Source organism: Bradyrhizobium canariense (assembly GCF_900105125.1).
GTDB lineage: Bacteria > Pseudomonadota > Alphaproteobacteria > Rhizobiales > Xanthobacteraceae > Bradyrhizobium > Bradyrhizobium canariense_A.
The window spans coordinates 2,184,813-2,201,415 of sequence record NZ_LT629750.1 but is presented as its reverse complement, the minus strand read 5'-3'; the positions used below and the strand labels follow the sequence as shown (position 1 = coordinate 2,201,415).

Here is a 16,603-nt window from a genome sequence, read left to right as displayed (position 1 = left end):
CACAAATTGTGGACCACGCCTTTGGTGACTGCGAAATCAGCTCAACTTCAACAGCGAAGGGTCGCCGTCATCGGTGCCGGCCCTGCAGGGCTGGTTACGGCCAAGACTCTTAAAGATAAGGGTTTCAAGGTTGTCGTTTATGAAAAGGGCTCGATGGTCGGCGGCGCCTGGGTCTACGACAACGACAATGGCCGGAATTATCTCTACCGAAATCTGCACATCAACACGTCCCGGAAGCTGACCCAGTTCGCGGATTTCCCGTTCGATGCCGCAACCCAGCGCATCCCGGACCACCGCGATATGGCGCGGTACCTCAATGCCTATGCGCATCAATTCGATCTTTACTCCCTGATCCGTTTCAAGGCGGATGTCGCCGCGATACAGCCGCCCGTTCCCGGCGCCGCAGGGGATGCGGGCTGGACCGTGCGAACCGCAGACGGTCAGGAAGGCGCCTTCGACGCCGTCGTTGTCTGCACCGGGCCGTTCGCGCGCGCCGCGCATGCGGAAGAGATTCGCGGCGGTTTTGCCGGCGAATATCTGCATTCGTCAGACTACCGCACGCCGGAAGCTTTTGTCGGAAGGCGCGTCTGCATTATCGGAGCCGGCAACAGTGCGGTGGATATCGCCAGCGACATTTGCACCACCGCGGCCCGCACCGTGCTGGTGGCGCGCTCGCCCGTGCTCGTCATGCCGCACGTCGTGCTCGGTCGTGCTATCGGCGACATTGGCGCGCTGCTGCAGCGCCGCTTTATCCCGACGGCCTTCCGTCGAAGAGTGATGGGTTGGCTGATCCGCGCCGTACATGGCGATATGACCTCGCACGGCTTCAAGCCGCTGACGCACCGCGTTCATGCGACGATCAGTTCGACCATCATACAGGATATCCTGTTCGAGCGCGTCGCCGTGAAGCAGGGTATCGCGACGATCGCAGACCGGGATATCGGCTTCGTCGACGGATCGCGCGAGGCGTTCGATTGCATCATCGCCGCGACCGGCTTCGTCACGGAATTTCCGTTCCTCTCCGAGGACATCGTGCGCCCGGTCAATAATCGCCTCGATCTCTACAAGCGCATCGCGGCGCCGGGATGGCCGGGTCTCTACTTCGTCGGAATGATCAATCTCGATACGCCGATCAACCACGCATGCGAGCGGCAGGCGCAGTGGATCGCAAGGATCGAGAGCGAAGCACTTATTTTGCCGTCCGAGGACGACATGCGGGCGGACATTGCTGCCAAGCAGCTCTGGGTCGAGAAGATATTTGGTCGCGCCGTTCGCCACAGCCTTCAGGAGGACAGCGTGAAATACTACGCCGAACTTGCACGCGCGTTGCGGCTGGGCCGGCGGCGAAAGGCGGCGCGCGACGGCGCTCGCAAGGTCTCCCGGTTGCGCCGTTGGCGGGATGAGCCTCGCGCGTGCGTCGCATCTTCTGTTTTCCCATCATCGTCACGGAGCACCAATCCATGAGCAATGTCGTCATACGCGGTCGATTGGCTGGCGCGGCTATCGCGCTTGCCGCAATCCTCTCTGGCTCCCTCGCGCTGGCCCCGGCTGCGGCCCAGGCGCAGACACCGGTGACCGTGCGGGTCGACGTCTACTTCTATGGGTCGCATGTGCCGATCCTTTACGGGATTGTCGATGGCATCTACAAAAAGCACGGCCTCGACGTCACGGCGCAAACAGGTCGCGGCTCCGCCACCACGATCCAGACCGTGGTGGCCGGCACCGACCAGTTCGGCTTCGCCGACGGCGGCACCCTGGTGAAGTTCGCGGCGCAGGGCCTGCAGGCCAAGCAGATCGTCGGCATGCTTCAGACCAACCCGTCGATCATCATGTCGATGGCTGAGGCAAACATCAAAGGCCCGAAGGATCTCGCCGGCCGCAAGGGCGGCTTCGGCACCGGCTCCGCGCCCGAGCAGATTTTCCCGGCTTTCCTGAAGGCCGCGGGTGTCGATGGCAGCGCGATCCAGAAGGTCGGTGTCGACATTCCGACCCGCGACAGTCTGTTCCTGCAGAAACAGACCGATTTCAGCTTTGGATATTCGGTCACGCAGTTGCCGCTGATGGAAGAAAAATGTGCCTGCAAGATCGACGTCATCGCCTACCCGAAATACGGTCTCAATCCGATCAGCAACGGCATCGTCGTCAGCACCAAATATGCGGCTGAGAATCCTGAAATCGTGAAAAAATTTGCCCAGGCGACCGTCGAAGCGATTGATGCTTCGATAAAGTCGCCGGAAAAGGCCATCGACGCCTTTTTCGAATACGCCAAGAGCACCCAGCTCAGCCGCCAAGTCGTGACCAAGCAGTGGGAAGAAACCGTCAAGCTCCTGCATACAGATGCGACCAAGAGCAAGCCGACCGGTGTAATGGATGCGGGCGACTGGCAGAAATCAATCGATCTGCTGGTCGAATACGCCTCCGTGCCGAAAGACACCGTGAAGCCGGAGATGGTCTTCACCAATGAATACCTGGCTCAGTAAGCTGGATCAGAAACCTTGTACGCGAGCATTTAAATGCTGAATGATCCGATCGTGAATCCTGCTGCGCCGTTCATCGACATCCGTGCCGTCAACAAACGCTATGACTCGGCGGACGGCGTCGGCGTACAGGCCCTGTCCAGCGTATCCATGCGGATCGAGGAGGGGCAGTTCATCTCCCTGCTCGGTCCGAGCGGATGCGGCAAGACCACGCTGATGATGATCGTTGCGGGGCTTGCACCACCGACCCAGGGAGAAGTTCAGATCGGCGGGCGTCGGGTCAACGGTCCTTATACCGATCTGGGCATTATATTTCAGAACGCCGAGCTGCTGGAGTGGCGGAACGCATTACAAAACATTCTACTGCAGATCGAAATCCGCAAACTGCCGACGCGGGACTATTTGCCTGCCGCGCGACAGTTGCTGGCCAATGTCGGACTGAAGGACTTCGAAGAAAAATTTCCCGACGAGCTCTCAGGCGGAATGAAACAGCGTGTGGCCCTGTGCCGGGCATTGGTGCACGATCCGGACATTCTGCTGATGGACGAGCCGTTCGGTGCGCTCGACGCCATGACCCGTGATCAGATGAACGCGGATCTACAGCGGTTATGGATGGAGAAGCGTAAAACAGCGATCCTGGTGACCCACAGCATCGACGAGGCGGTGTTCATGTCGGACCGCGTAATCGTCATGAGCGCGCGGCCTGCATCGGTCGCCGAAGACATCACGATTGATCTGCCGCGGCCGCGAACGCTCGAAATGCGCGATACGCCGGAATTTAACGCCTACACCGGCCGTATCCGCAAGCTGTTCAAGCAAATGGGAGTGTTCGCCAATGACTGATGCGAGCATTCCGACTTCAGCAGCGCCGGCTCCTCCGGTGCAGAAGCGAACCGGCCGACGCCTCGTCAGCCGCCTGGTGCCGGTCGCAACAACGCTGTTGTGTCTGCTGATTTGGGAAGCGGCGGTACGGCTGCTGAAAGTGCCGGTCTTTATGCTGCCACCGCCGAGCGCCGTGCTGCACGAAGTTGTGGCGCAACATGCGTATTTTCTGAAGAACGCGATTGCGACGGCCTGGGCCGTCATCCTGGGTTTCGTCCTGGCCGTCCTCGTCGGAGTGCCGATGGCGACGGTGATGGTCTATTCGAAGACCTTCAGCGAAGCGATCCATCCGGTGCTGATCACGGCCCAGGTGCTGCCAAAGGTGGCGTTGGCGCCGCTCTTCATCGTCTGGTTTGGCTTTGGCTTGTTGCCGAAGGTGATCATGACCTTTCTGATCGCGTTTTTTCCGATCGTGATCGACACCCTGACGGGATTGATGGCCGTCCGCCCCGAAAGTCTGATGTTGATCCGTTCAATGGGCGGCAATCGCTGGCAAGCATTCTGGAAAGTTCGCTTGCCGACGGCGCTGCCGAGCATGTTTGCGGGTTTCAAGGTGGCCATGACATTCGCCGTGGTCGGAGCCATCGTGGCGGAGTTTGTCGCCTCGGATTCCGGCCTCGGCTACGTCCTCGTCGAGGCACGCGCCAATCTGTCGATGGTTACCGTATTTGCTGCCATCACGTGGCTGATCGTGATGGGCTTTGCCTTCTACTATGTCGTCGAGGTTGCCGAGCGGATGTTCCTGAAAGGACGCAGCCGCAAGCACGGCCAGGAACTGGGCGCCGGCTTGTAGCATTTGCTCATCGTTGAATATGCCGTCGGCACCCGCGCCACATCGCATTGGTTGACCAATACAAGGGAGAGACAGGATGGAAGTTATCAAAACCGGCATTGCCACGATGCCGCCTGGACCGTTTTCGCAGGCCGTGCGTCATAACGGCATCGTCTATGTGGCCGGTCAGGTTGCCTATGACGGGGTGTCCGGCAAGCCGGTGCTCGGCGACATCAAGGAGCAGACCCGACAGGTGATGAAGAACCTGACGGCGGTGCTGGAAGCCTCGGGTAGCTCGCTCGACAGGATCATGAAACTGACCTGCATCCTGCCGAATTTTCCGACGGACTACATCGGGTTCAATGAAGCTTTCAAGGAGTTTTTCGAGGGGCCGACTTATCCGGCGCGCACCACGTTGCAAGGCGGTCTGCTCGGCGGATTCATCATCGAAATCGAGGCGATTGCGGTTTGCGACGAATAGAAGGGAGTGGCGATGAGTGGCGAGACATTCTACGAAGGCCTCATGCGCCGGCAGGCGGAAACCTACAATTACAAGGGCAAACTGATCATCCGTGCCGATGAGGTCAAGTGGCACACGAGCCCGCAGGGCCGCAACGCCGTTGTGGTCGACGCGTCAACCGGCATGGAGGCGCGGTCGTTCGGCACCATCATCACCGAAATTGCGCCGGGCGGACAATCCGGTCTGCACGAACATACGTTCGAAGCCGCGGCCTATGTGCTTGAAGGGCGTGGCCGGGAAATCGTCGGCGATCAAACGTTTGACTGGGCTGTGGGCGATACGTTCTATCTGCCGCCGAATGTGAAACACCGGCATATCAATCTCGATCCCGACAAGCCGGCTCGCATCCTTCAAATCGAAGCCTGGCCGCTTACAATCGCGCTCGGTATCTCGCGGCTCGACCAGTTCGAGCCTGCCGGTGCTGCACCGGCCGAACTCTACAAATGATGAGCTTCGCGGGAATTCGCCCTGCAAAACGAACATCGGTCTACCCCGGCGGCGTGCCGCCTATCGAGATGGTGAGCTATGACAATTTCTGAAAGATTGCGCGGCAAGGTCGTACTGATTACCGGCGCTGCCAATGGCATCGGGGCCGCGACCGCCACGCTGTTTGCAAAAGCCGGCGCCGCGATCGGCCTGATCGACAAGGACGCCGATGGTCTTGCGAAGATGGCATCGACGCTTTCGGGTGCCGGACACAAGGTGCACGCCGTGCCCGGCAGCGTCACGGAGCCCGCCGACATCAAGCGCGTTGTGGACGAAACGGTCGAACGGTTCGGCCCGATCACGGTGCTGGTCAACAATGCCGGCGTCACGTTGACGCGGCCTTTCATGGACACGACGATGGCTGACATCGATTTCCTGGTCGGGGTCAATCTGAAGGGGCTTGTTCTCGCCAGCCAGGCCGTGATTCCGCACATGATCGCAGCGGGTGGCGGCGCCATCGTTCACGACGCCTCGAACGCCGGCATCGTCGGCCGCCCGTGGCAGCCATTCTACGGCGCCACCAAGGCCGGCATCGTCTCGCTGACGAAGTCGATGGCGCTGGCGCATGCGCGCGACGGCGTTCGCGTGAACTGCATCTGCCCGGGTTCGATCGACACGCCGATGCTGCGCGGCGCGCTCGCGTCCTCCGGCAACTTCGATCAGAACTGGCGTCGTACTTCGATGGTCATTCCGATGGGACGTATCGGCGAGGCCGACGACATCGCGTTCGCCACGCTGTTCCTGGCCTCGGACGAAGCGAAATATATCACTGGCGTCGCGCTGCCGGTCGATGGTGGACGTACCGCAGGGGTGGCGGAAACATCGCATCTCACAATGGAATCCCAGAGCAGCTAACGGCACACGCCTTCCCGTTCCAAGATCGAGTGAAACCTTCCATGCAAGCACTTTCTGGTATCCGCGTCGTCGAGTTCGGTCAGATCGCGGCCGGTCCCTTTGCGGGCGTTCTGTTGGCCGATATGGGAGCGGACGTGATCAAGATCGAAGCCCGCGAGGGCGACGGCATGCGTCAGTGGCCGCCGCAGACCGACGGTTATTCCGAAAATTTTGCCTCGCTCAACCGCAACAAAAGGTCGGTCGTACTCGATCTGAAGAACCCCGAGCACCTCGCACATGCCCGGGCGCTGTGTGTCGGTGCCGACGTCGTCATCGAAAACTTTCGCCCCGGTGCCATGAACCGCCTCGGGCTTGGATTCGAGGCCCTGAAAGTGTTGGCGCCCTCGCTGGTTTATTGTTCAATTTCCGCGTTCGGGCAGGAGGGGCCGCGCGCCAACGAGGGCGGCTTCGACGTTTCGATCCAGGCCATCGGCGGCGTCATGAGCGTCACCGGAGAGCCCGACGGCGCACCGGTGAAATGCGGCGTGCCTATCAGCGATTTCGCTGCCGGATTGTATGCCGCCTATGCCGTTGTCTGCGCCCTTCGCAAGGTTGCGAACGGGCAGGGCGGCGGTCACATCGATGTGCCGATGCTCGGTACCACTCTCGGCATCGCGGCGCTGCAGGTGAGTGAATATTTCGGCACCGGGATCGACCCTCAAAAGCTTGGCTCGGCGCATCCACGCAACGCGCCCTATCAGGCGTTCCGCTGCGCAAACGGTTATTTTGTCATGGCGGCAGGAAACAATGAATTATACCGGCGCGCCTGTGAGGCGATCGGACGCAACGAATTGATCGGCGACCCCCGTTTTGCGACGCCAGTCTTGCGGGCGAAAAATCAAGCTGTGCTCAGGGATCTGCTGGAAGATACGTTCGAGACACTGACGGCAGAGGCCTGTCTTGCGCACATGATCGAGGCCGGCGTGCCGTGCGCACCGATCAACACTTATTCCCAGGCGCTCGCTGATCCGCAGGTCCAGCACTATGGCTGGGTACAGCCGATGACCTTGCCGGGGGGCGCAGAGACCCGCGCGTTCACGGCCCCGATCCGTTACAACGGCGAAGGTGGCCAGGTCTATCGCCGGCCGCCGGCACTCGGTGAGCACACCGACGAAGTGCTGGCAGAACTCGTCGAGCCGCGGGCGGCCGTAGCGGCGCTGCCGGTCGGTCGCGCGCGATGATCGGCGACCCGCCCCGCCTGCGACCGAAGTCCCGCCTGGTTCACGGCGGGCGACCGGATGCGAGGTCGAAAGGGCCGGTCAATCCGCCGATCGTGCGCGCCAGCACGATCCTGCACCGGACCGTCGCCAACATGCGCGGCGCTGAAGCCGAACGCGCGGCGGGACACCGCGTGCAAACTTACGGCCGCCGGGGCACCGACACCGGATTCGCTCTTGAGGACGCCTTGACCGATCTCGAACATGGCCACGGCGCGCGGCTCACCGCGTCGGGACTTGCGGCCAATGCGTTGGTGTTTCTGAGCTATCTCAAGCCCGGCGATCATGTCGCGATTTCAGATGGCGTGTATGGGCCGGTGCGCCGCTTTGCAAAGAATTTTCTCGCCACTTACGGCATCGCTTACGACTTCTTTCCCGCCGATGGCACTGATCTGGAATCCTTCCTGCGGCCGCAGACGAAACTGGTCTATCTGGAATGTCCGGGCTCTTCGCTGTTCGAAATCGCCGATTTGCCGAGACTGGGAGCCATTGCGCACGCCCGTGGCATTGCAGTTGCGGTTGACAGCACATGGGGATCGGGCTGGACGTACCATCCCCTGACCCTCGGCGCCGACGTCTCGATCCTGTCGGCTACAAAATATCTCGCCGGCCACTCGGACGTGCTGCTGGGTGCGGTCGTCACCAACGAAGCGGCATGGCCGGCGCTTGACGGCATGGCGGAATTGATGGGCGCGGCCTGCTCTCCGGAGGATGCCTATCTGGTGCTGCGCGGCCTGCGGACACTCGGGGTGCGTCTCAGCGAGCACGAGCGCAACGCCCGTATACTGGCAGACTGGTTTGTCGCTCAGCCGTGGGTAAAGCGCGTCTATTTTCCAGCGCTGGAAAATCATTCGACCCATGCGTTGTGGCGCCGCGACTTTTCCGGAGCCTGCGGCCTGTTCTCGGTCGAGTTCGGCGGCGTCGGCGAACCGGTAATTGAGAAATTCCTCGATCGGCTGAATCTGTTCGGGCTTGGCTCTTCATGGGGCGGTTTCGAAAGCCTCGCACGCCCCGAACCGTGGGCGACGTTGCGCACGGCCTCGCCCAATCCGGCAGGCCCCCTGGTGCGTTTTCATGCCGGCCTTGAAGATGTTGAGGATCTTCTCGCTGATCTGCAGGCTGCCGCCGCAACATTTGCCGAAGCCGGTTGAACGAAGATGCTGGAACTCACCATCACATCTGGCCTCGCCATCGTCACCCTGCAGCGCGCCGCCCGCGGCAACGCGTTGGCGAGCGACCTTGTTGAGCGACTGCTGGACGTGCTGCCGCGAACCTGGTGCGATCCTGCCGTTCACACCGTGATCTTGCGCGGCGAGGGCAAGCATTTCTGCACCGGTTTCGATCTCGACGGGCTCGATCGGCAAAGCGACGGAGACCTGTTGTATCGTTTTGTACGCATCGAGTTGCTGTTGGCGCTGCTCTGGCACGCACCTGTTCGCACCGTCGCGATTGCGGCCGGCCGGACCTGGGGCGCCGGCGCCGACATGGCGGCCGCGTGCGACATCCGCGTGGCTTGCTCGGCGACCCGGTTTCGCTTTCCGGGTGCCGGCTTTGGCATCGTGCTTGGCACGCGTCGCCTTGCCGCACGGGTCGGCGAGGATCTTGCGCGACGTTGGTTGACGGAGGGTACCGAGATTTCGGCGCAGCAAGCCCTTGTGGCGGGCCTGACAACCGACATCGTAGAGCCCGAGGATCGCGAGGCCTGGCTCGCGGCGCAATTGCTGGAGCCAAAGGTCGACCAGCGCACGATCGCGGCGCTTCATCGTGCCAGCCGCGCCGATCTGCGCGATGCCGACCTGGCGGCATTGGTGCGGTCGGCGGCGAAGCCCGGATTGCGTGAACGTATCGCGGATTATGCCAGCCGTCCGCGCCAGGGAGCGACGTCATGAGTTCGGTCCCGCGCATGCCATGCCCGATGTACCCATGAGCGAGGCCATGATGGACAACAAATTCACCGAATGCGCAGAGGACGAACTAGGGAATGCCCGGGCGCGCCCGGTGCCGGCGCGGCTGCGCAACCTGTGCGCGCTCGGCAACGCCCGCGATTTGCCGGCGGCCGCGCGATGAGCGCACATCCCGCCCTAAAGCGCGTCGATGTCGCCGTGCTCGGCAGCGGCGCCGCCGGTTTGCTTGCCGCCACGGAAGCCGCGATCCAGGGCGCCAGCGTCGTCGTGCTCACCAAAGGACAGGTCGGCCGCTCCGGCGCGACTGCGACCATTACCGGCGATATCTCGGTCGACGGCTCAACCATTAAGCGGCTCGGTCTTGCGGGCGATACCGCTGACAGTATCGAGCGTTTCTACGAAGATACGCTGGCCGGCGGCGCAAACATAAACGATCCCATCCTGGCGCAGGCCATGGTCGAGGGTGTCGGCGCCGAACTTGGTCTGTTGCTCGACGCCGGCCTGAAGGTCGCCGGCATTGGTCACGCGCCCGGACACCGCCACCCGCGAGGTGTTCTCGTTTCGGGCATGCAGATGCTGCAGATACTGACCCGGAATGCGATGAAGGCCGGCGTGCGGTTTCGTGACGAGTTTTATGCGACCGACATCCTGGTCGGCGCCGACGGAACTGCAGCAGGCATTGCGGGTATTGATTTGCGCAGCGGCATTCCGTCCGGTGTGGAAGCAACATCGGTCGTACTCGCCACCGGTGGCGGCGCCATGTCCTATCCCATCACCACGGCGCCGGAAGAATTGGTCGGCGACGGCTATCGTATGGCGTTCGAAGCTGGCGCCGAGTTGATCGACATGGAGATGGTGCAATTTCTGCCATGTTGTCTTGTCGACCCGCCGTTGTGGCGAGGCATTCAATTCCCGTGGATCATCGGCCCGCAGAGCGGGACGAGGGCCTGGCTGCTTAATCGCTACGGCGAACGTTTCATGGCGCGCTACGATCCCGAGCGCATGGAAATATCGACGCGCGACATCATCTCCATTGCGTGTGTGCGCGAGGTGCTGGAAGGCCGCGGTGGGCCCAATGGAGGTGTGTTCATGTCGTGGGCGCATCTTCCGCGCGACATCCTCGACTTCCTGCCGCAGTGGTATGGAAAACCGCTGTTGCACGCGAACTGGACCTGGGAAGGTTTCGATTTCGCGCCGCTGGTCGAGCGTATTCGGCAAGGCTATGCCGTCGAGGTCGCACCTGCGAGCCATTTCCACATGGGCGGCGTGCGCACCGATGCCGTCGGCGAAAGTCGCGTGCCGGGTCTGTTCGCCTGCGGCGAAGTGGCAGGCGGGGTGCACGGAGCCAATCGCCTGTCGGGCAATGCTTGCAGTCAGTTCCTTGTGCAGGGACGGCGCACCGGGCGTGCCGCCGCGATCCGCGCGCGAGCTTCTGGCGCGTGGGTACCGCCCGATGTCTGGGGCAATGTCGTCGAGCGCATCGAGCGCCCGCTCGCACTGCGCCAGGGTATTGCGCCGCATGAGGTGAGGAGCCGCATTCAGGCGCTCACTAAAAGCGCGGTTAACGTGGTGCGGAATGGAGATGACCTCGCCGCCGCGCTGGAAGAAATAAGAACGATCCGGACGCAGGAGTTGCCGCGACTGGTTTCTCCCAGCACCGACCGGCCCTACAACCGCGGCTGGATTGACGCCCTTGAGACCCGCAGCGCCGCACTCACGGCCGAATCGATCGCATTGTCCGCGCTGTCGCGGCGTGAAAGCCGTGGCGCACATTTCCGCACCGATTTTCCGGCACCGGACGCCCAGTTCGCGTCCAACAGCGTGCTGTCATCGGTGGATGGCGCGCCCGTGCATCGGTTCGTGCCAGTGCAGGGAAGGGCGCAACCGGCGGCGCCGGTTGTCAAGACCGTGGCATGAGGATCACCCTATGAAGATCACCATCGTGCGTGAGCAGGTCGGAAATTCCGTCGAGGCGCGGCGCGATACGTTCGAGCTTCCCGATTTCGGTCCGACCAGCATCAGCAGTGCCCTGCAATATGTGGCGCGGCATATCGATTCGAGCATAGGCTATTATTTGTCCTGTCGGCGGGGCATGTGCGCCTGCTGTGTCGTACGCGCCAACGGCAAGATTGAAACCGCGTGCGTCGTTCCCGTTACCGACGGCATGGTGATCGAACCGATTCGCCGCGATCTGCTGGTCGCAGACACCGTGGTCGATCTCAGCATGGCCCGCAACGCCCGGTTCGATTTTGACGACATCGACGGCGATCCGTCGGTTGACTGCGCCTCAGCATGATGAGCCTTCACGCCGACTGGTCGTATATCGAGCAGGAGTTCGAATGCGGACTGCGCGACCGCTTTCTGATGCCGGTGCGTTCATTCGATAACGCGAAATCGGTGACGCCATTTATTCTTGAGGCCGGCGGCCGGCGCACCGCGTTGTTCGTTCATGTCGAGCACGGCAACGCCAGCGCGGCAATGCTGCCACCGACGATCGGACAGGTGTTTTACCGGCCGTACTTCACCTTCGAACCGACGCTGCACGGGCCTGTGTATGCGACGCTGAGCGATGCGATCTGCAATCTCGCGCAGGGCGAGCGCGCGTTGCAGATCGATGCCAAATTGCCCATGACGGTGGCGACCGACCTTGCCCGCACCTTCACGGTCTCACATGAAGAAGTATTCGATGCTGGACCCGTCACGCTCCGGCAGGTCTCGGCCGCGGCTACCGCTGAGATGCTTGCGGCGTGGCGCCCTTCGGCTGGTCGTGCCGCACAGCGGTTGCTGACACGTTCGCCGGTGCGCGATCGCATCACGCCGTACCTTGACGTCCCCGAACAAGATCGCTTGGCGGCGCTCGATCGCTTGCTTTCGGCTGAGGGCATCGACGCGCTGGTGCTGACCACAAGGCTGAACATTCAGGAGGTCGCGGGCGTGCCGATGCGGGCCAAGCGCGCACCGCTTGCGGCGTTTTATATTCCGGGCGGGAGCGCCTGGGTGGTGGAAGCCGGAACGGGTGGCTCTGGAAAGACCTTTTCGTCGTCTCGGGCAGCCTTCACGGATATTTGCGCCACCGGGCGCGTGGCCTGCGAAATGGACGATATCGGCTTTGGCCTGTTTGCGAGCCTTGGACTAGACGCACGCGAGACGGTCGCCGCTGACATCCTTCTGCGCCGCTGGCGCGACCACAATACGCTACCGGATCTTGCCTTTTATATCATCGCGACCCGGGCGTCCGCGCGGGCAATGGAGAGCGCTCTGGAATTCGCGGGGAATGCCATCGATACCGGTCGCGCTGTTACCGAGATGGATGCTTACAAAGTCTATTTCGATACGCTGCACGCTTTCGTCCTGGAGGTTGCTCCAGAGCTGCGAGTCGGAAAAACCCTCACCAATTTCCATTCCGGGGCGCGCACGATCTTTCCGGCCAATGCGACGGCCGCGCCTTTGTCGGCGGAGGCCAACATGTTGAAGCTCGATACCGGTTGCCTCCTGTTCGATCCGCAAGGCGTGCTGCTCGGCTGCTCCGACATCGCTCGTACACTGGCGCTGTCGGACGCGGGTCGCGAACTGTACGCGCTATTTCAGCGCGGCGTGCGCGATACATTGATACCTGCATGCAAGGTCGGCGCCCGTGGCGATGCGATCCATGCCGCAGGCGTCGAGGCAATTTGGGGGGCCGCGTCTAGGCCGGTCGGCAATCCTCTGTTCGTCGATCTGCCGGATCCGATCGCCGGCTACGATCGCGACGTCGGCCATCTGCTCGGCAAGAACAACCTCGCGCATTTGACCTTCACCAGCCGCACCCAGGATGCGCTCAGCGAAGGGATGATCGCCTGTTGCGAATATCAATGGCCGATCGCGGGCCACGCGATTGCTTACGAGGACACCTGCCTGGTGACGCCGTCGGGCGGCTTGAACCTGACATCGGATGAGTCTTGATGTGCGGCCACGAATGTTGACCGGGCAATACCGCGAGCGCGATCATAGCCACTGGACCGTTTTGCGGCCGAAGTCCAAGCCACTCTGCAGAGCGTGTGGTCTCGCGACCGTCTCGACTATCTGGTCAATAGGCTGAGCAATAGAAGAGACGGTGCTTCACATCTCGCGGCAGTTGCCGACGCCGTGATCTCCGCATGCTCGTAAAGTTCGTATGGGTGCGGCCCACCCAGGAGATTGCCTACGCAGCAGGCAGTACAAGAACGAAGCTCCAGCAACTTTGGCGACGTTACCGCCAGCGCGGACGCCCGCCCAAGCAACGTTTTGAGGCAAACCCACTCCCCCGGGAGCATCTGCCAGTTGACCCAACCTGATCTCTTCAGTCTTCACGATTGGTAAGGAGTCGAATGATACCGTTTTGATACTCAAATTCCAATCAGAGACTGAAATGATTCTGAGTCGATTCAAGATCCGTACCAAACTTGTCAGCATAGTAGCGCTATCGATCCTGGCGGTCTGCGCGATCATCGCCTGGTCGGCCTCGCTCAGTCAGAAGCGCATGCTGGACGACCGGGTGGCGCAGTTGCAGACAGCCGTGGACATCACCATTGGAATGGCGCAGTCGCTGCAGGATGAGGTGACCGCGGGCAGGATGACCCTTGCCGACGCAGAAAGCGAGTTTCGCAGGCGCGGCAAGCGTATGATGTTCGACAAGGGACAAGGTTATGTGGTCGCCTATCGAACCGATACCAGCACGATGATGAATGCCGCCAACCCGCAACTTGATGGCAAGACCAACAACGTGAAGGACGCAAACGGCGTTTTGATCGTGCCGGCGGTGCTTGAAACCGCCCGTCGCAGCCCCGAAGGTGGCACCACGACTTACTTTTTTCCGCGTCCCGGTCAAACCACGCCGCAGCAAAAGCTGGTTTTCGCCCGCATGTTCGATCCGTGGAATATCGTCATCAGCGTCGGCCTGTATGTCGATGATCTCGACACCGACATCAACGCGCTGCTGCTGCGAATGGGAGCCATCGGCGGGGGTGTCATGGTGCTGATGGGCTTACTATCCTGGCTGATCGCTCGGGACGTGCTCGGAGCGCTGAAGCGGCTGCAGAGCCGGATGCAACGTATCGCCACCGGATCGCTGAACGACGAGGTCGGCGAAACGGAACGCGCCGACGAAATCGGCCGGATGGCAGAAACCCTGGAAATGCTTCGCAAGACCGCGTTGACCGCGCGGACGCTGGAAACGGAACAGGCCGAGTTGAAGCAGCAGAGCGAAACCGAAAAGCGTGAATCGCTCATTGCGCTCGCTGATCGCTTCGACGCCTCCGTTGGCCAACTCGTCGGACTGATGGCATCGGGGTCGGTCGAACTGGAAGCGACCGCGCAATCCATGACCGGCACGGCCGAGCGGACCAACCAGAGGGCGTCGGTGGTGAGTTCGGCGGCGTCCGAAGCCAGTACACGGGTGCAGACCGTGGCTTCGGCGGCAGAGGAACTGACGTCGTCGATCGGCGAGATCAGTCGTCGGGTCGAACAGTCTGCCAAGATCACTAACCGCGCCGTCGACAGCGCGCGCCGGACCGACACGATCGTGCGGGCGCTGGCCGATGGCGCGCAGCAGATCGAACATGTGGCTGAGCTGATCTCGGTTATTGCCGGACAAACCAATTTGCTCGCGCTCAATGCCACCATCGAGGCCGCTCGCGCCGGCGATGCTGGACGCGGCTTTGCGGTCGTGGCATCCGAGGTGAAGAGCCTCGCTGGCCAGACGGCAGAGGCCACCAAGGAAATCGGCACCCGGATCGCGCAGATTCAGAGCGCGACCAGGGAAGCCGTGGAGGCGATTCAGGGCATCACCACCACGATCGAGGAAGTCGGCAGCATCGCGGCAACGATCGCGTCATCGGTCGAGGAGCAGAGATCCGCGACGGCGGAGATCGCGCGCAACGTGACCCAGACGGCGCAGGCGACGCAGGATGTGACGACCAACATTGACGGCGTCAGCGCCGCCGCCAGCGAAACCGGGGGGGCTGCCGGTCTGGTGCTCAGCGCGGCCTCCAACATGTCGAAACAGGCGGAACGGTTGTCCGGCGAGGTCACCACATTCCTGGCAGGCGTCCGCGCTGCCTGAAGCGCGAAGCAGCCCTGCTAACTTTTAGCCAACATGTCCGACGGTTTGACGACAATCGAATTGTGCCTGAAGGCTGATGTTTGGTCGATCTCCTGCAGCTCCACGGTGATACTGAGTGGAATCGCTTCGGAGACATCGCTTAAATAGCCCCGGATGGCATCGAATAGCGTCTTTCCCAATTCATGCCGGAGCTGTTGCGGACGTCCCGGCGCAATCCGACCAACGACCGCCAGGAAAGCATTGCGAGGGTCGCCGTCGGCAATGCGGAAATCATCCCGGGGGGCGCCGCGCGTCCGAACTGCTTCCAGCGGGAAAGCATTGGTTGCGATCACTGCATCGTGAACGACTCTTATGAGGTCGGGAATATCGACGCTCTGCTCGAGGTTCTTGCTGTATTCAACAACGATGTGAGGCATTGCGATTTCTCTTCAGGGTGCAATGATGCTTTGGGGATCAATTGTTCCCGTTGTGAGCTGCTGTTGATCCATCAGGTCGATCCAGAATTTCATCTGGGAGGGCGCCGCCGCGACCGTGACGCTTGGTACATTGACGAGTTGCAGTAATTGTTCTGACATTTGCGCATAGGTGATCAGGCTTTTTTTCGCAGTCTCGGGGTTTGTTTTGATAAACCGCGTAGCATCCTCCAGGCTCGCGCGAAGCGCCGCAATCGTGCCGGGATTCTTTTTCGCCCATTCGCCTGTTGATACATACATCGTGCCGAGCGTGCCGGCGGGAATATCAGCCTGCAAGTCGGCGAGCATACGACCAATTTTCGAGGAGATGACGCGCTGGTAGAACGGCTCGGAGATCGTCACGGCGTCGACTTGCTTGGCCTGCAGCGCATCAGCCATCTGAGGAAAGCTGATCTCGACGAAGGTGATCGACTTGGGGTTGACGCCGTGTTTGATGAGCCATTCTTGCAGAAGAACAAACTGCATGCCGCCGATACCATTGATGCCCACTTTTTTTCCCACCAGGTCCTTGGCAGCCGTAATGTCGCCGGTGGTGGAAACCAGCAGCCCGACCTTGTTGGGCGTGGGATAGGTGTGCGTCGCGGCGACAATGACGAGGTCGACGCCATTGTCGACGGCCTGCAAGAAGGTCGTCGGCGTCGGCGTCGACAACTCCACGGATTTGGAAACGATCCCGGCCACACCGGTATTCCCCTGATTGATGGGAATGAGCGTGACGTCCAGTCCATGCGCGGTAAAGTAGCCCTGATCTTTTGCAACATAGGCGGTCAGGAAGTTGCTGATCGGAATATAGGCGAGTGAGAGCTTGGGCGTTTCTGGCGCAGTAGCCCGCGCAAACCCCGCAGCCAATAGCAGGCACATGGCAAGGAGCGCCTGGGTGGTGATTTTCATGTCCGTTC

At 61.5% G+C, this 16,603-nt stretch carries 17 protein-coding genes; 15 read left to right on the top strand and 2 right to left on the bottom strand.

What is annotated here, in order from left to right:
• Positions 1-24 precede the first annotated feature (24 nt).
• From BLV09_RS10690 to BLV09_RS10625, 15 genes are all read left to right on the top strand, one after another.
• Positions 25-1,464, top strand: a complete 1,440-nt coding sequence (locus BLV09_RS10690; RefSeq protein WP_167558693.1) for a flavin-containing monooxygenase — start codon at positions 25-27, stop codon at positions 1,462-1,464.
• Positions 1,461-2,480, top strand: a complete 1,020-nt coding sequence (locus BLV09_RS10685) for an ABC transporter substrate-binding protein (RefSeq protein WP_146687256.1) — start codon at positions 1,461-1,463, stop codon at positions 2,478-2,480. The genes BLV09_RS10690 and BLV09_RS10685 overlap by 4 nt, the downstream gene beginning before the upstream one ends.
• A 33-nt stretch (positions 2,481-2,513) precedes the next feature.
• Positions 2,514-3,320, top strand: a complete 807-nt coding sequence (locus BLV09_RS10680) for an ABC transporter ATP-binding protein (RefSeq protein ID WP_100381049.1) — start codon at positions 2,514-2,516, stop codon at positions 3,318-3,320.
• Positions 3,313-4,152 (top strand): ABC transporter permease, encoded by an 840-nt coding sequence (locus BLV09_RS10675; RefSeq protein ID WP_146687255.1) that lies wholly within the window; start codon positions 3,313-3,315, stop codon positions 4,150-4,152. Before BLV09_RS10680 ends, BLV09_RS10675 begins: the two co-directional genes overlap by 8 nt.
• 76 nt (positions 4,153-4,228) lie before the next feature.
• On the top strand, positions 4,229-4,612 hold the full coding sequence (locus BLV09_RS10670) for a RidA family protein (RefSeq protein WP_146687254.1): 384 nt from the start codon (positions 4,229-4,231) through the stop codon (positions 4,610-4,612).
• A gap of 12 nt (positions 4,613-4,624) precedes the next feature.
• On the top strand, positions 4,625-5,098 hold the full coding sequence (locus tag BLV09_RS10665; protein ID WP_146687253.1) for a cupin domain-containing protein: 474 nt from the start codon (positions 4,625-4,627) through the stop codon (positions 5,096-5,098).
• Positions 5,099-5,176: 78 nt separating this feature from the next.
• Positions 5,177-5,992: an SDR family NAD(P)-dependent oxidoreductase gene (locus tag BLV09_RS10660; protein ID WP_146687252.1), complete on the top strand. Its 816-nt coding sequence runs from the start codon at positions 5,177-5,179 to the stop codon at positions 5,990-5,992.
• Positions 5,993-6,033: 41 nt separating this feature from the next.
• Complete coding sequence (locus BLV09_RS10655; protein WP_146687251.1) at positions 6,034-7,212, top strand: CaiB/BaiF CoA transferase family protein; 1,179 nt, start codon at positions 6,034-6,036, stop codon at positions 7,210-7,212.
• Positions 7,209-8,399: a cystathionine beta-lyase gene (gene metC / locus BLV09_RS10650; protein ID WP_197685036.1), complete on the top strand. Its 1,191-nt coding sequence runs from the start codon at positions 7,209-7,211 to the stop codon at positions 8,397-8,399. The genes BLV09_RS10655 and metC overlap by 4 nt, the downstream gene beginning before the upstream one ends.
• A 6-nt stretch (positions 8,400-8,405) precedes the next feature.
• Positions 8,406-9,137, top strand: a complete 732-nt coding sequence (locus BLV09_RS10645) for an enoyl-CoA hydratase/isomerase family protein (protein ID WP_100381055.1) — start codon at positions 8,406-8,408, stop codon at positions 9,135-9,137.
• A 34-nt stretch (positions 9,138-9,171) separates the two neighbouring features.
• On the top strand, positions 9,172-9,315 hold the full coding sequence (locus BLV09_RS37195) for a hypothetical protein (RefSeq protein ID WP_167558692.1): 144 nt from the start codon (positions 9,172-9,174) through the stop codon (positions 9,313-9,315).
• The gene (locus BLV09_RS10640) at positions 9,312-11,069 is read left to right on the top strand and encodes an FAD-binding protein (protein WP_167558691.1); all 1,758 of its coding nucleotides are present in this window, start codon (positions 9,312-9,314) and stop codon (positions 11,067-11,069) included. Before BLV09_RS37195 ends, BLV09_RS10640 begins: the two co-directional genes overlap by 4 nt.
• Positions 11,070-11,079: 10 nt before the next feature.
• Positions 11,080-11,448, top strand: coding sequence for a 2Fe-2S iron-sulfur cluster-binding protein (locus BLV09_RS10635; protein WP_167558690.1), 369 nt, complete (start codon positions 11,080-11,082; stop codon positions 11,446-11,448).
• On the top strand, positions 11,448-13,094 hold the full coding sequence (locus tag BLV09_RS10630; protein WP_167558689.1) for a M24 family metallopeptidase: 1,647 nt from the start codon (positions 11,448-11,450) through the stop codon (positions 13,092-13,094). Before BLV09_RS10635 ends, BLV09_RS10630 begins: the two co-directional genes overlap by 1 nt.
• A 445-nt stretch (positions 13,095-13,539) precedes the next feature.
• Positions 13,540-15,231 (top strand): methyl-accepting chemotaxis protein, encoded by a 1,692-nt coding sequence (locus tag BLV09_RS10625; protein ID WP_146687247.1) that lies wholly within the window; start codon positions 13,540-13,542, stop codon positions 15,229-15,231.
• Between the two features lie 17 nt (positions 15,232-15,248).
• Here the strand turns inward: BLV09_RS10625 and BLV09_RS10620 are convergent, their stop codons facing one another.
• A complete protein-coding gene (locus tag BLV09_RS10620; protein WP_146687246.1) occupies positions 15,249-15,647 on the bottom strand; it encodes a 5-carboxymethyl-2-hydroxymuconate Delta-isomerase in 399 nt (132 codons plus the stop codon).
• Between the two features lie 12 nt (positions 15,648-15,659).
• Complete coding sequence (locus tag BLV09_RS10615) at positions 15,660-16,595, bottom strand: ABC transporter substrate-binding protein (RefSeq protein WP_146687245.1); 936 nt, start codon at positions 16,593-16,595, stop codon at positions 15,660-15,662.
• Positions 16,596-16,603 lie beyond the last annotated feature (8 nt).